At 63.6% G+C, this 19,559-nt stretch carries 18 protein-coding genes, 1 tRNA gene and 1 pseudogene; 7 read left to right on the top strand and 13 right to left on the bottom strand.

Annotation, left to right across the window (positions count from 1 at the left end; all coding sequences use genetic code 11):
* Window positions 1-55: 55 nt before the first annotated feature.
* From QTA58_RS10875 to tesB, 6 genes are all read right to left on the bottom strand, one after another.
* Window positions 56-859 carry an exodeoxyribonuclease III gene (locus tag QTA58_RS10875; RefSeq protein WP_289672769.1) on the bottom strand — a complete coding sequence of 268 codons (804 nt, stop codon included), beginning with the start codon at window positions 857-859 and terminating at the stop codon, window positions 56-58.
* Between the two features lie 107 nt (window positions 860-966).
* Window positions 967-1,611 (bottom strand): outer membrane lipoprotein carrier protein LolA, encoded by a 645-nt coding sequence (locus tag QTA58_RS10870; RefSeq protein WP_085419735.1) that lies wholly within the window; start codon window positions 1,609-1,611, stop codon window positions 967-969.
* Between the two features lie 64 nt (window positions 1,612-1,675).
* Window positions 1,676-4,369, bottom strand: a complete 2,694-nt coding sequence (locus tag QTA58_RS10865) for a DNA translocase FtsK (protein ID WP_289672768.1) — start codon at window positions 4,367-4,369, stop codon at window positions 1,676-1,678.
* A 244-nt stretch (window positions 4,370-4,613) separates the two neighbouring features.
* Complete coding sequence (locus QTA58_RS10860; protein WP_085419737.1) at window positions 4,614-5,975, bottom strand: ammonium transporter; 1,362 nt, start codon at window positions 5,973-5,975, stop codon at window positions 4,614-4,616.
* A 30-nt stretch (window positions 5,976-6,005) separates the two neighbouring features.
* On the bottom strand, window positions 6,006-6,344 hold the full coding sequence (locus tag QTA58_RS10855; RefSeq protein WP_143531451.1) for a P-II family nitrogen regulator: 339 nt from the start codon (window positions 6,342-6,344) through the stop codon (window positions 6,006-6,008).
* Window positions 6,345-6,568: 224 nt separating this feature from the next.
* Window positions 6,569-7,453, bottom strand: coding sequence for an acyl-CoA thioesterase II (gene tesB, locus QTA58_RS10850; protein ID WP_289672767.1), 885 nt, complete (start codon window positions 7,451-7,453; stop codon window positions 6,569-6,571).
* A gap of 87 nt (window positions 7,454-7,540) precedes the next feature.
* Between tesB and QTA58_RS10845 the strand changes: the two genes are divergently transcribed.
* Entirely contained in the window at window positions 7,541-8,755 is a 1,215-nt protein-coding gene (locus tag QTA58_RS10845; protein WP_289672766.1) for a ubiquinone biosynthesis hydroxylase, read from the top strand.
* Between the two features lie 238 nt (window positions 8,756-8,993).
* On the opposite strand, the gene QTA58_RS10840 is transcribed toward QTA58_RS10845, so the two are convergent.
* From QTA58_RS10840 to QTA58_RS10825, 4 genes are all read right to left on the bottom strand, one after another.
* A complete protein-coding gene (locus QTA58_RS10840; protein ID WP_085419740.1) occupies window positions 8,994-9,182 on the bottom strand; it encodes a Trm112 family protein in 189 nt (62 codons plus the stop codon).
* Between the two features lie 9 nt (window positions 9,183-9,191).
* Window positions 9,192-9,869 (bottom strand): LON peptidase substrate-binding domain-containing protein, encoded by a 678-nt coding sequence (locus tag QTA58_RS10835; RefSeq protein ID WP_289672765.1) that lies wholly within the window; start codon window positions 9,867-9,869, stop codon window positions 9,192-9,194.
* A gap of 112 nt (window positions 9,870-9,981) precedes the next feature.
* The gene (gene trxA / locus QTA58_RS10830) at window positions 9,982-10,956 is read right to left on the bottom strand and encodes a thioredoxin (RefSeq protein ID WP_085419742.1); all 975 of its coding nucleotides are present in this window, start codon (window positions 10,954-10,956) and stop codon (window positions 9,982-9,984) included.
* A 57-nt stretch (window positions 10,957-11,013) separates the two neighbouring features.
* Entirely contained in the window at window positions 11,014-11,523 is a 510-nt protein-coding gene (locus QTA58_RS10825) for a prolyl-tRNA synthetase associated domain-containing protein (RefSeq protein ID WP_085419743.1), read from the bottom strand.
* A 301-nt stretch (window positions 11,524-11,824) separates the two neighbouring features.
* Here QTA58_RS10825 and QTA58_RS10820 point away from each other — a divergent pair, with 301 nt between their 5' ends.
* From QTA58_RS10820 to QTA58_RS10805, 4 genes are all read left to right on the top strand, one after another.
* On the top strand, window positions 11,825-12,283 hold the full coding sequence (locus QTA58_RS10820) for a (2Fe-2S)-binding protein (RefSeq protein WP_085419744.1): 459 nt from the start codon (window positions 11,825-11,827) through the stop codon (window positions 12,281-12,283).
* A gap of 3 nt (window positions 12,284-12,286) precedes the next feature.
* Entirely contained in the window at window positions 12,287-14,440 is a 2,154-nt protein-coding gene (locus QTA58_RS10815; protein ID WP_289672764.1) for a xanthine dehydrogenase family protein molybdopterin-binding subunit, read from the top strand.
* Between the two features lie 26 nt (window positions 14,441-14,466).
* Window positions 14,467-15,135, top strand: a complete 669-nt coding sequence (locus QTA58_RS10810; protein WP_085419746.1) for an Isoquinoline 1-oxidoreductase subunit — start codon at window positions 14,467-14,469, stop codon at window positions 15,133-15,135.
* A 192-nt stretch (window positions 15,136-15,327) separates the two neighbouring features.
* A tRNA-Gly gene (locus QTA58_RS10805) sits at window positions 15,328-15,402 on the top strand.
* Window positions 15,403-15,467: 65 nt separating this feature from the next.
* Here QTA58_RS10805 and QTA58_RS10800 read toward each other — a convergent pair.
* Window positions 15,468-15,703, bottom strand: a pseudogene (locus tag QTA58_RS10800) (LysR substrate-binding domain-containing protein); the annotation flags it as partial.
* A gap of 184 nt (window positions 15,704-15,887) precedes the next feature.
* Window positions 15,888-16,721 (bottom strand): SDR family oxidoreductase, encoded by an 834-nt coding sequence (locus tag QTA58_RS10795; RefSeq protein WP_289672763.1) that lies wholly within the window; start codon window positions 16,719-16,721, stop codon window positions 15,888-15,890.
* 95 nt (window positions 16,722-16,816) lie between these two features.
* Here QTA58_RS10795 and QTA58_RS10790 point away from each other — a divergent pair, with 95 nt between their 5' ends.
* Window positions 16,817-17,707 (top strand): LysR family transcriptional regulator, encoded by an 891-nt coding sequence (locus QTA58_RS10790; protein ID WP_289672762.1) that lies wholly within the window; start codon window positions 16,817-16,819, stop codon window positions 17,705-17,707.
* 28 nt (window positions 17,708-17,735) lie between these two features.
* Here QTA58_RS10790 and QTA58_RS10785 read toward each other — a convergent pair whose 3' ends face one another.
* Window positions 17,736-18,572, bottom strand: coding sequence for a helix-turn-helix transcriptional regulator (locus tag QTA58_RS10785; protein ID WP_289672761.1), 837 nt, complete (start codon window positions 18,570-18,572; stop codon window positions 17,736-17,738).
* A gap of 78 nt (window positions 18,573-18,650) precedes the next feature.
* On the opposite strand from QTA58_RS10785, the gene QTA58_RS10780 reads away from it, so the two are divergent.
* Window positions 18,651-19,556 carry an SDR family oxidoreductase gene (locus QTA58_RS10780; RefSeq protein ID WP_289672760.1) on the top strand — a complete coding sequence of 302 codons (906 nt, stop codon included), beginning with the start codon at window positions 18,651-18,653 and terminating at the stop codon, window positions 19,554-19,556.
* Window positions 19,557-19,559 lie beyond the last annotated feature (3 nt).

Here is a 19,559-nt window from a genome sequence, read left to right as displayed (position 1 = left end):
GCGGATGAGGGGGCCGCGATCTCGCAGCTCACCTGAATGGACAAACCCGTCAGCGTCAGAACTTGAACACCGCCGTTACCGGCACGTGGTCGGAAGGCTGGTTCCAGCCGCGTGCTTCCTTCAGCACCTCGATCCGGTCCAGGAACGGTCCGAGGTCGGGCGAGGACCAGATGTGATCGAGCCGGCGGCCCTTGTCGGCCGCCTCCCAGTCCTTGGCGCGATAGCTCCACCAGGTATAGATTTTCGTCGGTTCCGGCGTGTGATGGCGCATCAGATCGAGCCAGCCGCCCCGGTTCATTACCTCGGTCAGGCCTTCGGTCTCGACCGGCGTATGACTGACGATCTTCAAAAGCTGCTTGTGCGACCAGACATCGTTCTCCAGCGGCGCGATGTTGAGGTCGCCGACGAGGATGGAGGAGATCCCGGGCATGGCATCGGCCCGCAGGGCCTTCATCTCCTCGACGAAATCGAGCTTGTGGCCGAATTTCGGATTGATCGTCCGGTCCGGTTCGTCGCCGCCGGCCGGCACATAGAAATTGTGGACCCGGATGCGCCGCGAGCCCCGCTCGAAGATCGCCGAGATATGTCGCGCATCCCCGACGCCGCAGTAATTCTGGCGGTGGTCTTCGAGAAGCGGAATCTTCGAGGCGATGGCGACGCCGTGATAGCCCTTCTGGCCGTGGATGATGATGTGCTGGTAGCCGAGGTCCTTCAGCGGCTGGAGCGGAAACTCCGGCTCCCGGCATTTGATTTCCTGCAGGCAGAGGATGTCCGGCTTGTGGCGGACGAGGAACTGCTCGACGATCGGCATGCGCAGGCGCACCGAGTTGATGTTCCAGGTGGCGATGGAAAATGTCATTGATCGAACCCCGACGTGTCGCCGGGAGGTTTAGGAAATTTCCTCGGCCCTGAGAAGCAAAAAAGGCCGCGCCGCGCGCAGCCTCTCCATTCGGCAAGCGATCGCGATTACATCTTTCTCACGTCGTCATAGGGAATGGTGAAGACCTTCTCGTCGAAGTTCACGCCGTTCTGGACATTGTAGATCATCACCGACGTGTCCTTGTTCTGGGCGTCGGTGATCGTCCACTGGCGCAGGTCGAAGGTCTTCGAATCGAACATCATCGTGATGGTCGAATCGCCGAAGACGGTCTTGTTGCCGAGCACGATCGTGGTGAGATCGGATTCCTGCTTGACGTCGCGCACCATCTGGTTGCCGAGATCGATGCGGTTGGCAAGCAGCAGGCTCAGCGGCGTCTTGGAGAGCGGGTAGATATCCCAGGTCTTGAGCTTCAGGTTGCCGATCACGACATTCCTGCCGTCGGCGATCACGCGGATCGGCGACGGGTCCTCGAAGTTGAAGCGCAGCTTGCCGGGCCGCTCGATATAGAACTTGCCGCCGGTCTGCTCGCCGCGCGGGCCGAACTGCACGAACTCGCCCATCATGGTTTTGACCGACGAGAAATGGTCAGCGATCTTCTGCGCGGCCGCCCCGCTGGCACCCTGCGCGAAGCTGATGCCCGGCGCGAAGGCCGCCGCCGCCAATCCCGCAAGCCCCAGCGAAAACTGTCTGCGGCCGAACGTGCCGGAAAGGATGGATTTTTCGTTCTTCATTCTGGTCTCCTTCCTTGAACTTCTGGGCGCGAAAGGCGGCGGCTTGATGGCGATCACGAAAGCCTTACCGGTCGAGGACGTCGCCCTCCGTCGGCACCAGGATCTCGCGCTTGCCGGCATGGTTTGCCGGCCCGATCAACCCTTCCTGCTCCATCCGCTCGATGAGCGAGGCGGCCCGGTTGTAGCCGATGCCGAGGCGGCGCTGGACATAGGACGTCGAAGCCTTGCCGTCGCGCAGCACGATCGCCACCGCCTGGTCGTAGGGGTCGTCCGAATCCGAGAGGTTCGCGGTGCCGGCCGGGCCGCCGCCGTCGCCGTCCTCGTCGTCATCGGCCGTGATCGCATCGAGATATTGGGGCGCGCCCTGCGTTTTCAAGTAGGAGACGATCTCCTCGACCTCCGTATCCGACACGAAGGGGCCGTGGACGCGCTGGATGCGGCCGCCGCCTGCCATATAGAGCATGTCGCCCATGCCGAGTAGCTGTTCGGCGCCCTGCTCTCCAAGGATCGTGCGGCTGTCGATCTTCGACGTGACCTGGAAGGAGATGCGGGTCGGGAAGTTCGCCTTGATCGTGCCGGTGATGACGTCGACCGACGGGCGCTGCGTCGCCATGATGACATGGATGCCGGCGGCGCGCGCCATCTGCGCCAGGCGCTGGACCGCACCTTCGATATCCTTGCCGGCGACCATCATCAGGTCGGCCATTTCGTCGATGATGACGACGATATAGGGCATCGGCTCGAGATCGAATTCCTCCGTCTCGTAGACCGCCTCGCCCGTCTGGCGGTCGAAACCGGTCTGGACGGTGCGGGTCAGCACCTCGCCCTTTTCGAGAGCTTGCTCGACGCGGGTATTGAAGCCGTCGATATTGCGCACGCCGATCTTCGACATCTTCTTATAGCGCTCTTCCATCTCGCGGACGGTCCATTTGAGCGCGACGACGGCTTTCTTCGGATCGGTGACGACCGGCGACAGAAGGTGAGGGATTCCGTCATAGACGGAGAGTTCGAGCATCTTCGGATCGATCATGATGAGGCGGCACTTCTCCGGCGTATAGCGGTAGAGAAGCGAGAGGATCATCGTGTTGATGGCGACCGACTTGCCGGAACCCGTCGTACCGGCGACGAGGAGGTGCGGCATCTTGGCGAGGTCGGCCACGACCGGCTCGCCGCCGATCGTCTTGCCGAGCGCCATGGCGAGCTTCGCCTTGCTCGCCTCGAAATCCTTGCTGCCGATCATTTCCTTGAGATAAACGGTCTCGCGGATGCGGTTCGGCAGCTCGATGCCGATCGCGTTGCGGCCGGGGACGACGGCGACGCGGGCGGCGATCGCGCTCATCGAACGGGCGATATCGTCCGCAAGGCCGATGACGCGCGAGGACTTGATGCCGGGCGCGGGCTCCAGTTCGTAAAGTGTGACGACCGGGCCGGGGCGGACATGGATGATCTCGCCCTTGACGCCGAAATCTTCCAGAACGCCTTCCAGCAGGCGGGCATTCTGCTCCAGCGCATCGGCGGAAAGCGAGGCGTCGCGGGCGACGGCCTTCGGCTCGTTCAGAAGATGGACGGAGGGGAGCTGGAAGCCGGCCGGCGAGATGAACGAGGTCTGGGCATCGCGGGCGACGCGGGCGCTGGGCTTGGGCGGCGCGGCGGCCGGCACGACCCGCGGCTGGGCACGGCCGCCGACGGGCTGCGGCGTACGGGAAGATACGAAAGGCGCGTCGTCGTCATCGTCGGCGAGAATGCCGGCCGGGCGCGGCGGCATGTCGTCCATGTCGAACGGCGGATCGTCGTCATAGTCATCGTCGTCATGGGCGGAGATCGGCGGCACCGCCACGACGCGCCGGGAACCGGCGACGCGCTCCACCGGACCGTCGAGCGAAGGCTCCATGCGGCGGCCGGCAGCAGCCGGAGCCGTCTTGGCGCGGACGGGTTCGTTCAGCGTGCCGAATTCGTCCTCGTTGAAGTCATAGGGCTGATCGAAACCCATGCGCGCCCGCGGCTTGATGCCGGCGAGCCGGCGCAGCCGGGCCTGGGCGATATACCAGTAATGCGCGAGCGCGCCGAATGCCAGAAAGCCGGCAAAGCCGTCCTCCTCTTCTTCTTCTTCGATCTCGTCGCGCTTCGAGCGGACCTTGGTCGCGGCGACCGGCTGATCGTCATCCTCCGTCTCTTCCTCGAAAGCCTCGCCCACCAGGCCGGAAGCGAAGAGCATGAGCCAGACGCAGGGGACGGTGAAGATGCAGCCGAGCACGATCGCCACCATGCCGGTCGGATAGGCGCCGACGAAAAGCGCAGGGAACCTGAGGATCATGTCGCCGATCACGCCGCCGATGCCGTTCGGGATCGGCCAGGTGAGCGGTGCGGGAAAGCAGCCGAGCGTCGCGGACGCAAGCAGCGTGCCGCCGCCCCAGGCCGCAAGCCGGGCGGGAATACGGTCGTATTTCCGCCCGGAGATCAACGCCAGCGCAAGGGCTAGCACCGGCAGCAGCGCCACGATGCTCGCAAGGCCGAGGAACTGCATCATCAGGTCCGCGAAGACCGCACCGGAAAAGCCAAGGATATTGGTGGGCGCGTTGTCCGTCGCGTAGGAGAAGCTCGGATCGGCGACATTCCAGGTGGCGAGCGCGGCAACCGCCAGGCCCAGCGCGAAGACGATGCCGAAGCCGGCAAGCGCCAGCGCCTGCCTCAATACGAAGGCGGTCAGCGCCAAGCGGGTGGACCGGTTTGCCATAGCCGCCGAACTGCTTCTGCCCATCGTACCTGCCCGCTGTTTTTTGAAACGCAACTCTTCCCGCGAATCGGCAAGCCGCTGGCCAATTCACGCAATTCCAGCGGAGAATAGCGTCGCGGTGGTTAATGCGCCTTTAACCACGATGAGCGGCGGGAGGCCTGAAAAACATGAAAAAGCCCAGACCGAGGTCCGGGCCAATGCAGCTTCCATAGGCAAGCTGCGACGGGATTCGAAGCGGCGGCGGTCGCCCGCCGCCGCGAACTCCGGATTAGGAGTGATAGGCGGCTTCGCCGTGGGTCGAGAGGTCGAGGCCTTCGCGCTCGGCTTCGACGGTGACGCGCAGGCCGACGATCAGATCGACGATCTTGTAGAGGATGACCGAGCCGATGCCGCACCAGACGATGGTGACGATGACCGCATAGAGCTGCGTCATGAACTGGCCGCCCATCGTCACGCCTTCCGCGTAGCCGATGCCGCCCAGCGAAGACGAGGCGAAGATGCCGGTCGCCAGCGCGCCGAAGAAACCGCCGACGCCGTGAACGCCGAACACGTCGGCCGTATCGTCATAACCGAACTTGTTCTTGATGACCGAGATGAAGAAATAGCAAATCGGCGAAACGAGAAGGCCCATGACGATCGCGCCCATCGGACCGGCAATGCCGGCAGCCGGGGTGATGGCGACCAGACCGGCGATCATGCCGGAAACGGCACCGAGCAGGGAAGCCTTGCCCCGGGCGAAGGTTTCGACGACGCACCAGGAAAGAACGGCGGCAGCCGTGGCGACGAAGGTGTTGACGGTCGCGAGCATTGCGCCGCCGGAAGCCTCGAGATTGGAGCCGGCGTTGAAGCCGAACCAGCCGACCCACAGCATGGCCGCACCGACGAGCGTCAGCGTCATGGAGTGCGGCGCCATCATGTCCTTGCCGTAACCGGTACGCTTGCCGACCATGATCGCACCGATCAGACCGGCGAGACCGGCATTGATGTGGACGACCGTGCCGCCGGCGAAGTCAAGCGCGCCCCAGCCGAAGATCAGGCCGTTCGCGTCCCAGACCATGTGCGCGATCGGGAAATAGACGAAGGTGACCCAGAGCAGGCAGAACAGGATCGAAGCCGAGAACTTGATGCGCTCCGCGAAGGCGCCAACGATCAGGGCGGGCGTCAGGGCCGCGAACGTCATCTGGAACATCACGAAGATGAATTCCGGAATGACCACGCCGTCGGAGAAGGTCGCGGCCGTGGAATCCATCGTCACGCCGGAAAGGAACAGCTTGGCCGTGCCGCCCCAGAACGGCGACGTGCCGCCGCCGAAGGCGAAGGAATAGCCGTAGATGACCCAGGCGAGCATGATGGCCGACCCGGCGACGGTGCACTGCATGAGCACCGACAGCATGTTCTTGGCGCGCACCAGGCCGCCGTAGAAGAGCGCGATGCCCGGCATCAGCATGAACAGCACGAGAAGAGTGGCGATGAACATGAAGGCAGTGTCGCCCTTGTCCGGAACCGGAGCCGCGGCGGCAGCCTCGGCGGCCGGAGCGGCAGCGTCCTGCGCGAAGGCGACGACCGGCGCGAGAAGAGCCGCGGCGGCAGCCCCCAGCCGGCCGAATGTAGAAATCCTGTTGAATTGCATAGCTTGAAAACTCCCCTGTCAGCCCGTGCTTTACAGCGCTTCTGTGTTGGTTTCGCCGGTACGGATGCGCACGGCCTGCTCGATCGAATAGACGAAAATTTTGCCATCGCCGATCTGGCCGGTCTTGGCAGCCGAGGCGATCGCTTCCACGGCCTTGTCGACGAGGTCGGAGGGGACGGCGATCTCGATCTTCAGTTTCGGCAGAAAACTTACGGCATATTCAGTGCCGCGATAGATTTCGGTATGTCCCTTCTGGCGTCCGTAACCTTTGACTTCGGTGACGGTCAGGCCCTGGATACCGACAGCCGTGAGGGCTTCGCGCACCTCATCCAGCTTGAACGGCTTGATAATGGCCATCACGATTTTCATCTGGCTTTCCCATCCTTTGGTTGTCCTCGGCATAAGGCCGACTCTCCTCATCGCCGACAGATCATGACAGCGACTGGCAGATTACATTCAAGGGGCGTGCCAGATTCGAACGGGGATATAAGTTATTGAAATATAAATACTTATAAAAGCGATGCCAAGAAAAGGGCATTTGAGTGGCGCAAAGGCGACTAAACCTTGTGCAAATTTAAAAAAATGCACAAAAACTATTCATTTGCCTTTTTCCGAATCAGTCCTTCCTGCGCCACCGAGGCAATCAGGGTGCCGGAACGGCTGTAAATGCTGCCGCGGGTCATGCCGCGCGCACCGGATGCGCTGGGGCTGTCCTGCGTATAAAGCAGCCAGTCGTCGAATGCGAAGGGCCTGTGGAACCACATGGCATGGTCGAGGCTCGCCGCCTGCAGCGCCGGATCGAAGATGGACGTGCCGTGCGGATAGAGCGAGGCGTCGAGCAGGGTCATGTCGGAAAGCCAGGCGAGCACGGCCGCCTGATAATGACGATCCGCGGGCACCGCGCCGACGGTGCGCACCCAGATATCCTGGCGCGGTTCGAGCTTGTCCCGGGTCAGGTAGTGCGCGAGCGACGTCGGCCGAATCTCGATAGGCCGCTCCCGGGCCCAGTAACGCCGGACAGGTTCCGGCGCATGCTTGAGGAAGAGTTCCTTGAATTCCTTCTCGGCCATCAGGTCTTCCGGCTGGGTGACGGCCGGCATGTCGATCTGGTGCTCATAGCCCTCCTCCTCGATCTGGAAGGAGGCGGACATGGAAAAGATCGCCTTGCCGTGCTGCACCGCCACGACCCGCCTCGTGGTGAAACTTGACCCGTCGCGGATGCGCTCCACCTGATAGAGGATCGGCACGGAAGGATCGCCGGGGCGCATGAAATAGGCATGCAGGGAATGGACGAAGCGATCGGCATCGACGGTGCGCTGGGCGGCCATCAGCGCCTGGGCGATGACCTGGCCGCCGAATACCCGTTGCCAGCCTACGTCCGGGCTCACGCCGCGATAGAGATTTTCCTCGATCTTTTCGAGGTCGAGCGTCGCGATCAGCTGCTCCATGGCGGAGAGGGAGGTGGTCTGGCGCGACATTATGACGGACTCCGACGATAGGAAGCGGCTGCCCGATGGTCTATATGCATGGCATGATATTCTCAAGTCTCACGGGAGCTTAAGCCGATGCTGGACATGCTGGTTGCAGGGGGCGGTTATGTGGGTCTCGCTGCCGCGGTCGCGGTCAAGCAGGCGGCGCCACATCTGAAGATCGAGGTGATCGAGGCCGCCCCCGCCGGTGCCTGGGAAAAGGACGAGCGCGCCTCCGCCGTCATCGCCGCGGCGACGCGCATGCTGGAGGTCTTCGGCGTGTGGGACGAGATCGCGCCCGAGGCACAGCCGATCAACCGGATGATCGTCACGGACAGCCGCACGTCCGACCCGGTCAGGCCGGTCTTCCTCACCTTCGACGGCGAAGTCGAGGAAGGCCGTCCCTTCGCCCATATGATACCGAACGTCGTCATGGTGAGGGCGCTGCGCGGCGCTGCCGAACGGCTCGGCATCGCGATCCGCGAAGGGGTCTCAGCTACCGCCTTCGAGACGAGCAGCACCCGCTGCGCCGTTTCGCTCTCCGACGGCTCCGTCATCGAGACGCGTCTGCTGGTCGCCTGCGACGGCGTGCGTTCGAAACTCCGCGACATGGCCGGCATCAGGACCGTCACCTGGAACTACGGCCAGTCGGGCATCGTCGCGACCGTTGCCCACGAGCGGCCGCACGAAGGCGTGGCGGAGGAACACTTCCTCCCCTCCGGCCCCTTCGCCATCCTGCCGCTCACCGAAAACCGCTCCTCGCTCGTCTGGACGGAACGGACGCCGGAAGCCGACCGGCTGGTCGCCTCCGACGATCTGGTCTTCGAGGAGGAGCTGCAGCGCCGCTTCGGCCATAAGCTCGGCGAGCTGCGGGTGGTCGGCGGCCGGCGCGCCTTCCCGCTCGGCCTGACGCTCGCACGCGCCTTCGTGGCGCCGCGCTTCGCGCTTGCCGGCGACGCGGCGCACGGCATCCATCCGATCTCCGGCCAGGGCCTCAATCTCGGTTTCAAGGATGTCGCCGCCCTGGCGGAAACGGTGGTCGAGGCCGATCGCCTCGGGCTCGACATCGGCGCACTCAACGTGCTGGAGCGCTATCAGTCCTGGCGGCGTTTCGACACGTTCCGCATGGGGGTGACGACGGATGTTTTGAACCGGCTGTTCTCGAACGACATCACTCCGATCCGCATCGCCCGCGATTTCGGGCTCGGCATCGTCGACCGCCTGCCGAAGCTCAAGGAGTTCTTCATCGACCAGGCCGCGGGAAAGTCCGGCGAGGACGGGCCGAAGCTGCTCGCCGGTCAGGCGATCTGAGCTGCTGTTTCGGGATTTGCCCCTCATCCGCCTGCCGGCACCTTCTCCCCGCACGCGGGGCGAAGGAGATGTGCCGCACCGGTTTCCTCAATCAACAGCACCAATGAGGTGAGCCCTTATTCGGCGCCGGAGAGCAACCCAGCGACGAACAGACCAATCGCCAGCTTGCGACTTCTCCCGTCAAAACGGGGAGAAGGTGCCGGCGGGCGGATGAGGGGCATAGCAACGAGAAACGGCCTCAATCCTCGATCTTGCGGGCTTCAGAAACCAGCATGATCGGGATGCCGTCGCGGATCGGATAAGCGAGCTGGGCGCTGTGCGAGATCAGCTCGTTGGTTTCCCGGTTGAAGGAAAGCCGGCCCTTGGTCAGCGGACAGACGAGCAGCTCGAGAAGTTTCGGATCGACCTTGCTGAGCCTCTCGTCCATGCCCTGGCCTCACTGGAGAATGGTGTCGGAATCGCCGAAATCCCGCGCCAGCAGGATTTCGGTGATGGCGATCAGCGTCTCTGCGCGCGTCTTGAGGTCCGGCGCCTCGAGCAGGGCCTGTTTTTCAGCCGGACCGAAGGGCGACATCATCGAGAGCGAGTTCACCAGCGTCCGGTTGCCGGCGCGCTCGACGCTCTCCCAATCCGCCTCCAGCTTGTTTGCATCCAGATAGGCCCGGAAGACGCGCAGGAGCTCGACGCGATCCACCGCGCTCTCGTCATCTTCTGCGGAGAGATCGGCCATGAACGGCGCGATCTTGAACGTGCGATAGGGATGCCCCTGCCCCATTTCGTTGAGCAGCCGGAAGCGGCAGACCCCGCTGATGGAGGTGATGTAACGGCCGTCGCCCGTTTCGGCGAACGAGGTGATGCGGCCGATGCAGCCGACGGTGGACAGCGGAAGACGGGGACCTTCCGCCGGCTCGCCGGCTTCCAGGAGCGACGGTTGAACGATGCCGATCAACCGGTCGCCGGCGAGCGCCGCATCGAACATGGCGAGATAACGCGGCTCGAAGATGTTGAGTGGCAATTGCCCGCCTGGCAGAAGCAGTGCACCGGTGAGAGGAAAAACGGGGACCGTCTCCGGCAGATCCTCCCGCTTCACATATCTCGCATTTCCCACATGCATGGGTCCGACACCTCCCAGGCCACCGGTCCAGACCACCGAATAAGATTGATTGCGCAGATAATGTGGGGCGCTCCTGCGAGAACGCAAGACCGTCCCGCAGGATTAGGGCCGGCTATGAAAAGAGGATGGAGGACAGCCGGCGGCGTGCTGCGATCGTCGCGGGGTCCTTGGGTCCCCAGACCTCGAAGAACTGCAGCAGTTGGCGGCGCGCACCATCGTCGTCGAACGTTCGATCCTTGCGCATGATCGTCAGCAGGTGATCGGCCGCCTGTTCGCGATCGCCCTGGACGTTCAGGATCTTGGCGAGTTTCAGGCGCGCTTCGTGATCGTCCGGATTGGCGGCGAGCTGGTTTTCCAGCGCCACCGGATCGCCGAGCTTGCGGGCTTCCTCGATCTGCTCGAGCTTCTTGACGACCGGCTGGATCGCCGGATCCTTGGCAAGCTCCTCCGGCAGGGAAGCGAGCATCTGGCTGGCGCGGGCCGTTTCGCCCATGGCGATCAGGCACTGCATCATGCCGGCCGCGGCCTTGGCGTTTTCCGGATCGGCCTGCAGCACGGCGCCGTAAAGCTGCGCGGCACCCTGGATATCGCCACCGGCAAGCAGGGTCTCGGCTTCGGCCAGCACCGATTCGATCTCGGCAGCCTGATCGGCACCGGGCGGTCCCGCGAGCCGGTCGATGAACTGGCGCACCTGGCTTTCCGGAACCGCACCCATGAAACCATCGACGGGGCGGCCGTCCACGAAGGCGATGACGGCGGGGATCGACTGGATGCCGAGCTGGCCCGGGATCGACGGGTGATCGTCGATGTTCATCTTGACGAGCTTCACCCGTCCCTGGCCCTCGTTGACGACCTTTTCGAGAACGGGCGTAAGCTGTTTGCAGGGGCCGCACCAGGGCGCCCAGAAATCCACGAGAACCGGCTGGCGGCGGGATTCTTCCAACACGTCCTTCGTGAAGCCGGCCGTGCTGGTATCCTTGATGTGGGAACCGTCTGCGGGTGGCGCGGCCGGTGCCGCTGCGTAATTTGCCGAAGCGGTCATCTGTCCGCCGTAAGAACCCCCATAGGGATTGTCGCTGCCGCTCATGAATGTTCTCCCGGGAACGCTTTCTATACTATCTGTCTCGCTCGCAAAGATCGTATGTCAGTCCGTCACTTTCAAGACAAGCGGCGTATGGCCCGTCGCCTCCAGAAAACGGACGAGATCGTCACGGCCGATGGATGTCGTGGCATCGTTCGACAGCGGATGGCCGTTGATGATGTCGTGCCTCATCAGGTCTTCGTCGAGCACGAAGGTAACATTCCGGCCCGTGTCATTGAAAGCGCCGAATACCGTCACCGATCCCGGAATGACGCCGAGATATTCCATCAGCTTTTCCGGCCTGCCGAAGGAGACGCGGCTTGCGGCGCCGATGACCTTGTGGACCGTTTTCAGATCGACGCTCGCCCGCTCTTCCACCGTCAGGACGAAGTACCGGTCCTTCTTGTCCTTCACGAAGAGGTTTTTCGTGTGGCCGCCCGGGATTTCGTCGCGCAGGCTTTCCGATTCCGAAACGGTGAAAACCGGCGGATGGTTCTTGGTCGAATGGGAAATATCGAGGCTGTCGAGGAAGCGGAAAAGGTCCTCGGCGGTTTTCGGTGCAGTGTCGGTCATTCTCGATGAAGGGGCTCTGTTGGTGGGCGGCGGGACTATAGCCGCAATGTTCCTCCGGGCCAAGCGAAGCGCACACGATCGCGTGAAGCGCTTGACCACTGTGCGACGGTCGACCAGATTATTAAACGGAGGCCCATCCGATTGGAGCGGCTTCCGCAACGATCACAAAGAATAAGCAGTCTCAATTTTTCATCTGATTTCGGCGCAGCCTTATCGCGTCCTTGTACCGGCTCCGGCCGACAGCAGTTGCTCAATCCCACTGCCGGCGCAGCGTCCGGCTTCTCACACGAAAGGTCTGGCCATGGTCACCTTCACGCTCAACGGACAGGAACGAACGTTCGACGGCGACCCCGATACCCCGCTTCTCTGGGTCGTGCGCGATTTCGAAAAGCTCACGGGCACCAAATACGGCTGCGGCGTCGCGCAGTGCGGCGCCTGCACGGTGCATCTCGACGGCATGCCGCGCCGCTCCTGCATCACCCCGATCTCGATGGTCGAAGGCTCGGAAGTCGTCACCATCGAAGGCGTTTCCGGCAAGGAAGCCGATGCGGTGAAGACCGCCTGGGCCGGTCTCGACGTACCCCAATGCGGCTACTGTCAGTCCGGGCAGGTGATGTCGGCGGTCGCGCTCCTCCAGATGGTGCCGAAGCCGACCGACGCGGATATCGACGGCGCGATGGCCGGGAATATCTGTCGATGCGCCACCTACCATCGCATCCGCGCGGCGATCCACAATGCCGCCAGTTCGATGGAGGGCTGAGCCATGACGCTGCATGATATCACTGCCACCCGGCGCGGCTTTCTCGCCGGCTCGGGTCTCGTCATCGGCGTCGCGATCGCACCGAAAATGCTGGCCGCCGCCCCGACGGGCGTACAGGCCGGCGGCGATGCGGCGCTGACCCCGATGAACGCCTTCGTGAAGATCGGCACCGACGATACGGTGACCGTGCTCTCGAAGCACATCGAATTCGGCCAGGGCCCGTTCACCGGGCTGGCGACGCTGGTCGCCGAGGAGCTCGACGCCGACTGGGGCCAGATGCGCGCCCTGCACTCGCCGACCGACAACAAGGTCTATGCCAATCTTTCCTTCGGCCTGCAGGGCACGGGCGGCTCGAGCTCGATCGCCAATGCCTACGAGCAGATGCGCAAGGCCGGCGCGACGGCCCGCGCCATGCTGGTCGCCGCAGCCGCGGAGGAATGGGGTGTGCCGGCTGCCGAAATCACCGTCGAAAAGGGCCGCATCAAGCATGCCGCCTCCAACCGGGAGAGCGGTTTCGGCGCGTTTGCCGAAAAGGCCGCCCGCCAGACGCCGCCCGCCGAGCCCAGGCTCAAGAGCCCTGAGGATTTCGTGCTGATCGGCACGGAACTGCCGAAGCTCGACACCCACGGCAAGACCAACGGCACGGCGATCTTCACGCTCGACATCACGCCGGACGACCTGCTGATCGCGGTCGTCGCCCATCCGGAACATTTCGGCGCGACCGTGAAGAGCTTCGACGATGCCGAAGCCCGCAAGGTGCAGGGCGTCGTCGACGTGAAGCAGGTGCCGCAGGGCGTCGCCGTCTATGCGGACAATACCTTTGCCGCGCTGAAGGGACGCGATGCGCTGAGCATCGAATGGGACCTTTCCAAGGCCGAAACCCGTTCATCGGAGGAACTCGCCGCCGACTATGTGCGGCTTTTCCGCGAGCCCGGGCTGGAAGCGGCCAACAACGGCAATGTCGACGAAGCCTTCAGGGCGCCCGGCCTGCAGACGGTGGAAGCCGAAATCGTCTTCCCCTTCCTGGCCCATGCGCCGATGGAGCCGCTCGACGCCGTCTTCATCAAGGCGGCGGACGGATCCGTCGACATCTATAACGGTGCGCAGTTCCCCGGCATGGACCAGACGGTTGCGGCCCAGATTCTCGGTCTGGACGAAACGAAGGTACGGGTAAACACCCAGCTCGCCGGCGGCAGCTTCGGCCGCAAGGCGCAGTTCGGTTCGCCCTACATGCAGGAAGCTGCGGCCGTCTATGCGGCCAGCGGCGCAAACCGTCCGCTGAAGCACATGTGGACCCGCGAGGACGACATCCGTGGCGGTTACTACCGTCCGATGTATGCTCACAGGATGCGCGGCGCCATCAATGCGGAGGGCCAGATCACGGCCTGGGAGCAGGTGATCGTCGGCCAGTCGATCATGGGCAAGGCCGATCTCGACGAGACTTCGGTCGAGGGAGCGTCGAACCTGCCTTACGCGATCCCGAACCTGAAGGTGACCTCGCACAACGTCCCGCTCGTCGTGCCGCCACTCTGGTGGCGTTCGGTCGGCCATACCCATACGGGTTTTGCGGTCGAGACCTTCGTCGACGAGCTCTTCCAGAAGATCGGCCGCGATCCCGTGGAAGGCCGCCTCGCGCTGCTGACGGAAAAGCCGCGCCATGCGGGTGTCCTGCGGAAAGCCGCCGAGATGGCGGACTGGGGCGGACAAGTTCCGGAAGGCCGCGCCCGCGGCGTCGCCGTTGTGGAAAGCTTCAACAGCTATGTCGGCCAGGTCGTCGAGGTCTCGGTCGGCCCGGATGGGGCGCCGCGCGTCCACAAGGTCTGGTGCGCGGTCGACTGCGGTATTGCGATCAATCCCAACGTCATCAAGGCGCAGATGGAAGGCGGCATAGGCTACGGTCTCGGCGCGGTCCTCTTCGATGCGGTGACGCTCGGCAAGGGCGGCAGGATCATTCAGTCGAACTTCCACGACTACCGGTCGATCCGCATCAACGAGATGCCGGACGTCGAGGTGGAGATCATCAAGTCGGCCGAAAAGCCGACCGGTGTGGGCGAGCCCGGCGTGCCGCCCGTCGGCCCGGCGGTCGCCAATGCCTGGCGAAGCCTGACCGGAGCTCCGGTAAGGCAGCTTCCGATCGTCAACATCGTTTCGGCCTAGCGACTCAGGATGAGGATCAACGACTGATGAAGTTCAAACTCGCATTCGCCGGCCCGGCTCTCACCGGGATCGCCGCAGCCTGTCTTTTCGTGACAGCCGGGACGGCACTTTCACCCGCCTCGGTGGCGCAGGATGCCAATGCCGACGCCAGGACGCTGAGGCCCGCCGCCTCTTTCCAGTCGATCGCCAATGAGCAGGAACGCTCCGTTGCGCTCTTCACGGAAGCCGGGAAGGTCATCCAGCATCCGCGCTGCGTCAACTGTCATCCCGCGACCGACCGCCCTCTGCAGGGAGCCTCGATGCATCCGCACCAGCCGCCGGTCTTCCGCGGCGACGGCGGCATGGGGCTTCCCGGCATGCAATGCACCACCTGCCACAGTGCCGAAAACATCCCGGTCGTGGGGCAGGCCGATACGGTCAAGAGCATTCCGGGCAATCCCGCCTGGCACCTCGCGCCGATCGAAATGGCCTGGGAAGGCAAGACGCTCGGCCAGATCTGTCAGCAGATCAAGGATCCGGCGCGCAACGGCGACATGACCATGGACGAGCTGGTCGAGCACATGGCCCATGACGAACTGGTCGGTTGGGGCTGGAACCCGGGCGCGGGCCGCGAGCCGGTACCGGGCACGCAGGCCGAGTTCGGCGAACTGATCCGCGCCTGGGTGGATACCGGGGCGGCCTGTCCCGCCTCCTGAGGCAAGGCGGCCGCCGGACCCCATGCCGGGACCGGCGGCCCCACAGGAGTCTGGCGGACCCGAAATTTTTCTTGCCGCCAATCGTCATTTCCCTGTTGCATTTGAAAAAAGTCTGGGCCATATAGCGCCCGTCGCCGGCAACGAGCCGCGGCCTTCGGTCCAGCGAACTACCCCGGACCGACGAATTGATGAGCGGGTGTAGCTCAGGGGTAGAGCACAACCTTGCCAAGGTTGGGGTCGAGGGTTCGAATCCCTTCGCCCGCTCCAGTTTCCCAATTCTTCATACCAAAGACATAGGTAACCGATTGTCCCTAAGACATGGGTGACAACCTCATGCCTCCGCCTTCGCAAGCCGTGCGGATCATCAGCGACATATCATTGGTGGTGATCTGAGGATTGACGGCGACGTCATACTCGCGCCATTCTTCGCCGAACTCCCAGCGATATGGCGCGGCGTGGGGAGGGCGGGACACCAGCCGATACAGCGGTGCTGCGCCAGTTCCGACGGATGCGATGGCGCCCCGAAGCGCTCGATATAGGATGGTGCGGCAACCGCCGTCCGACGCTTCGCAAAACCCTGACACCCCGCAAGCAGCAAAAGCGGCGCACCCGCCTTTGGCGGCTACACCTTCTGCTTCTTAAGCGATACGGCTCTCCGCTGGCCATCCGCAGATGCCCCGGAGAAAGAGCGAGAGCGGAACGGGATTTCCGCGACGGGGTGGAGGCCGAGAGAGGCTCTCGGCCCGATCATTTCAATTTTCCTGTCTATCAGCCGAAAAGGCGATATCGCGCTGGGCTTCGAGCGCCTTCAGCCGCTTCGTGAGCGCGCCATGGATGTTCTCATAGGCAGTGCTGCCCAGCGCGAGCCGGAGTGGCGGATGGTCCGAGTCGGCGGCCTCGATCAACGCGTCGACCGTGTTGGCCGCGTCGCCGCGGATCACGAACTCACCGCCGGCGATGAGACGGCGAACCTCGCCTGCAGGTGTTTCTTCGTAAATCTCGGAAGGTTCCGCATGATCGAGAGCCGCTCCGAAATTTGTGCCGGTAGGCCCCGGCTCGGCGATGATGAAGTCGATCCCGAATGGCGCGACCTCCTGGGCGACGGCTTCGACAAAGCCTTCGATGCCCCACTTGCTGGCATGATAAAGGCTGAAGCCCGGATACGCGATCTGCCCGCCCTCGGAGGAAACCTGGACGATCCGTCCGCCGCCCTGAGACCGCAGGTGCGGTAGGCTGGCGCGTATCAGTTGGATCGAGCCGATGAGGTTCGTCGCAAGCTGACGATCGATCTGTTCGTCGCTGAGTTCCTCCCCGGCGCCGAATAAACCATAGCCGGCGTTGCTGACCACCACGTCGACCCGACCGACACGTTCGAACGCCAGGTCGATGGCTGCGCGGACCGCCGCTGTATCCATCAGGTCCAGCGTGACCACGTACAGACGATCAGCGTGGGCGCTCGCGAGATCCGACAGCGCGTCGGGGCGGCGTGCGGTTCCGATGACGCGATCGCCGCGGTCGAGCAGCTTCTCCGTCATGATGCGTCCAAGTCCGGAGGAAGCCCCCGTGATAAGCCAGGTTTTCGTCATGTCGCGATCCTCATTTGGTTGATGCCAACATAGCGACTTCCCTTTGTTGCGATAATGCGCTCTAATCTACATGAGCTGGTGAACATGGATGACCAATGGCGAGGCCGACGCTGACTGATCTGGCCGCCCTTGTGGCAGTCGCAGAGCACCGGAGCTTCCGAAAGGCGGCTGATGTGCTGGGCGTTTCGCGCTCTTCGCTCAGCCACGCGATCGCGGCGCTTGAGCGCAACCTTGGCGTTCGGCTCCTTCACCGGACGACCCGAAGCGTCGCGCCAACCGAAGCAGGAGAACGCCTTCTTCGGCGGCTGACACCGGTGCTTCAAGATCTTGATCAGGCGATCGACGCGGTTGCCGACGATGGTGGGCATCCCAGCGGCACGCTGCGCATCAATGGCGGCGAGGAGGCCATGCGCCAGCTCCTCAGGCTGGTCGTGCCTGTCTTCCTGGAACGTTATCCGCATGTCTCGCTCGACCTGATGACGGATGGCCGCCTGGTCGACATCGTGGAACAGGGCTTCGATGCCGGTCTGCGGCTTGCCGAAGCGGTGCCGCAGGACATGATAGCGGTTCCGCTGGGCAAGGACTTCCGCTTTCTGGCTGTCGCGTCTCCGAGCTACCTGGCGGGTGCCGGTCAACCGCTCACGCCGGACGATCTCCGGCATCACCAATGCATTCGACAGCGCCTTCCGAGCGGCAAGTTATACCGGTGGGAATTTGAAAGACATGGGCAGGAGATTGCGATCGACGTCGCCGGGGCAATGACGCTTAACCATACGACGCTCATGATCGAGGCGGCGGCCGATGGCCTTGGTATTGCCTATGTGCCCGAAATGGCGGCGCGACCATGGCTGGAAACCGGACGATTGATCGCGCTCCTGGAAGACTGGTCTCCCGCAGTCGGAGGACTGCGACTTTACTATTCGAGCCATCGTCATGTGCCCGCGACCCTTCGTGCCTTTATAGACGTGATGAAAGGCGTCCGCTGATCGAGACTGGCAACCCAATCGCAGGTCCTCAAGCGGAGCCGCAGAGCTGACGCATCTTTTCCAGATCGCGATCGCCTGCCGGATTATAGATCATCATCTTGAGGTCCGGCCGGCCGTCGATCGCAAAGGAAGAGAACTCGAAGGCAATTTCGCCGACAGCCGCGTGGCGGATGGTCTTCGCCCCTTCGCCGGTCGTATGCACGTCATTTTCTATCCACATGCGGGCGAAATCGTCGCTCTTCCCGGTGAGCTCGGTGACGAGTTCGGCGGCCCGATCGGCCTCGCCCGCGCGGGCGGTTTCCGCCCGGAAGGTCGCCACCAGAAACCGCGCAACGGATTCCCAGTCGATCTGGGCGGCGCGGGTCGTGGGGTCGAGAAACATCCGTCTCAATATGTTCCGCTCGCCAGGCGGCAGCGCTGCATAGTCGGTGAGAGCAAGCTGTGCCGCACGGTTCCAGCCGATGATGTCCCAGGTCGAGGTTGCGATCGTCGCCGGGATCACCGGCATGGCGTCCAGAAACCGCTGCAGCCGCCGCGAAATGCCGTCACGCCCGGCGGCACGCGATTTGGGCGGGCGGCCGATGGCGACCAGGAAAAGATGCTCCCGCTCCGCTTCGGTCATCATGAGCGCCTCGGCGAGACTGTCGAGCACGCGCGGCGATGGCGCACCGCCGCGTCCCTGTTCGAGCCAGGTGTACCAGGTCGCGCTGATGTGCGCTCGTTGAGCGACCTCCTCGCGCCTCAGCCCGGGCGTCCGCCGACGGCCTCCGAAGCCGAGCGCGGCAGGATCGAGCCGCTGCCGGCGGTCCCTCAGAAACGCTCCGAGGCGGTTGGCGCTGTCGATCACATCGAGCCTGTCAGTCATTATACCACTATAAACTCACGTCTTTAACCGGATATATCTTCGCAGATATTCTCCTCCTGAACAAGAAGGAGTTCGACCATGAAAGTGTTTGTTACCGGCGCGACAGGATTTGTCGGCGCAGCCGTTGTCCGGGAACTTCTGGCGCACGGGCACCAGGTTCTGGGACTTGCCCGTTCCGAGCGCGGCGAGAATGAGCTCGGCAAGCTCGGCGCGGAGGTCCTTCGCGGTGACCTCGAGGCGCCCGAAACACTCCGACAGGGCGCAGTGATTGCCGACGCGATCATCCATACCGGCTTCATCCACGACTTCTCGCGATTTGCCGAAGCCTGCGCGATAGACCGGACCGCGATCGAGACGCTCGGCGGAGCGATCGAAAACACGCAAAAGCCGCTGATCGTCACAGCCGGCCTTGCATTTCTCGATGCAGCAGGTCCTCTGGCGATGGAAGCCGATCCGGCTTTTCCGCCGTCCGACGCCTATCCGAGGGCATCCGATGCGGCCGCGAGGGCTCTCTCCGATCGCGGCATTCCGACAGGCGTCATGCGTCTGCCTCCGTCCGTGCACGGCATGGGCGACCATGGCTTTGTCCCGATGCTGATCGACATTGCCCGGCGGCATGGCGTCTCGGCCTACATTGGAGACGGCGAAAACGCCTGGCCGGCGGTGCATGTCCAGGATGCCGCCCGTGTCTTTCGCCTCGCTGTCGAACGCGGCCCCAGCGCCGAGACCTACCACGCGGTCGCCGAACAGGGCATTCCGTTCCGGAAGATCGCCGAAGCCATTGCCACCGGCCTCGACATTCCCTGTGTGTCGCTCTCTGAGGAAGAAGCGCGTGGACACTTCAACTGGTTTTTCGGCTTCGCGTCCATAGATCAGCCTACCTCCAGCGATCGGACGCGAAGCCTTCTCGGATGGAGCCCCGAAGGGCCCGATCTGCTGACGGACATCAGGCACGCAAACTACTTTCCAGCCGGCACCCGCTAGCCG

It is taken from the genome of Neorhizobium sp. CSC1952, from assembly GCF_030378245.1.
Classification (GTDB): domain Bacteria; phylum Pseudomonadota; class Alphaproteobacteria; order Rhizobiales; family Rhizobiaceae; genus Neorhizobium; species Neorhizobium oryzae_A.
The sequence above is the reverse complement of the archived record's forward strand: the minus strand, read 5'-3'. Positions and strand labels throughout refer to the sequence as shown.

Bases quoted from the DNA above. Each gene is read 5' to 3' on its own strand.
- tesB (WP_289672767.1), bottom strand. From the start codon at position 7,453: ATGTCGCGCCAGACCACCTCCCTCTCCGCCATGGAGCAGCTGATCGCG.
- QTA58_RS10790 (WP_289672762.1), top strand. From the start codon at position 16,817: ATGGCGAGGCCGACGCTGACTGATCTGGCCGCCCTTGTGGCAGTCGCA.
- QTA58_RS10845 (WP_289672766.1), top strand. From the start codon at position 7,541: ATGCTGGACATGCTGGTTGCAGGGGGCGGTTATGTGGGTCTCGCTGCC.
- QTA58_RS10820 (WP_085419744.1), top strand. From the start codon at position 11,825: ATGGTCACCTTCACGCTCAACGGACAGGAACGAACGTTCGACGGCGAC.
- QTA58_RS10825 (WP_085419743.1), bottom strand. From the start codon at position 11,523: ATGACCGACACTGCACCGAAAACCGCCGAGGACCTTTTCCGCTTCCTC.
- QTA58_RS10795 (WP_289672763.1), bottom strand. From the start codon at position 16,721: ATGACGAAAACCTGGCTTATCACGGGGGCTTCCTCCGGACTTGGACGC.
- QTA58_RS10810 (WP_085419746.1), top strand. From the start codon at position 14,467: ATGAAGTTCAAACTCGCATTCGCCGGCCCGGCTCTCACCGGGATCGCC.
- trxA (WP_085419742.1), bottom strand. From the start codon at position 10,956: ATGAGCGGCAGCGACAATCCCTATGGGGGTTCTTACGGCGGACAGATG.
- QTA58_RS10875 (WP_289672769.1), bottom strand. From the start codon at position 859: ATGACATTTTCCATCGCCACCTGGAACATCAACTCGGTGCGCCTGCGC.
- QTA58_RS10865 (WP_289672768.1), bottom strand. From the start codon at position 4,369: ATGGGCAGAAGCAGTTCGGCGGCTATGGCAAACCGGTCCACCCGCTTG.
- QTA58_RS10780 (WP_289672760.1), top strand. From the start codon at position 18,651: ATGAAAGTGTTTGTTACCGGCGCGACAGGATTTGTCGGCGCAGCCGTT.
- QTA58_RS10785 (WP_289672761.1), bottom strand. From the start codon at position 18,572: ATGACTGACAGGCTCGATGTGATCGACAGCGCCAACCGCCTCGGAGCG.
- QTA58_RS10860 (WP_085419737.1), bottom strand. From the start codon at position 5,975: ATGCAATTCAACAGGATTTCTACATTCGGCCGGCTGGGGGCTGCCGCC.
- QTA58_RS10870 (WP_085419735.1), bottom strand. From the start codon at position 1,611: ATGAAGAACGAAAAATCCATCCTTTCCGGCACGTTCGGCCGCAGACAG.
- QTA58_RS10835 (WP_289672765.1), bottom strand. From the start codon at position 9,869: ATGCATGTGGGAAATGCGAGATATGTGAAGCGGGAGGATCTGCCGGAG.
- QTA58_RS10840 (WP_085419740.1), bottom strand. From the start codon at position 9,182: ATGGACGAGAGGCTCAGCAAGGTCGATCCGAAACTTCTCGAGCTGCTC.
- QTA58_RS10815 (WP_289672764.1), top strand. From the start codon at position 12,287: ATGACGCTGCATGATATCACTGCCACCCGGCGCGGCTTTCTCGCCGGC.
- QTA58_RS10855 (WP_143531451.1), bottom strand. From the start codon at position 6,344: ATGAAAATCGTGATGGCCATTATCAAGCCGTTCAAGCTGGATGAGGTG.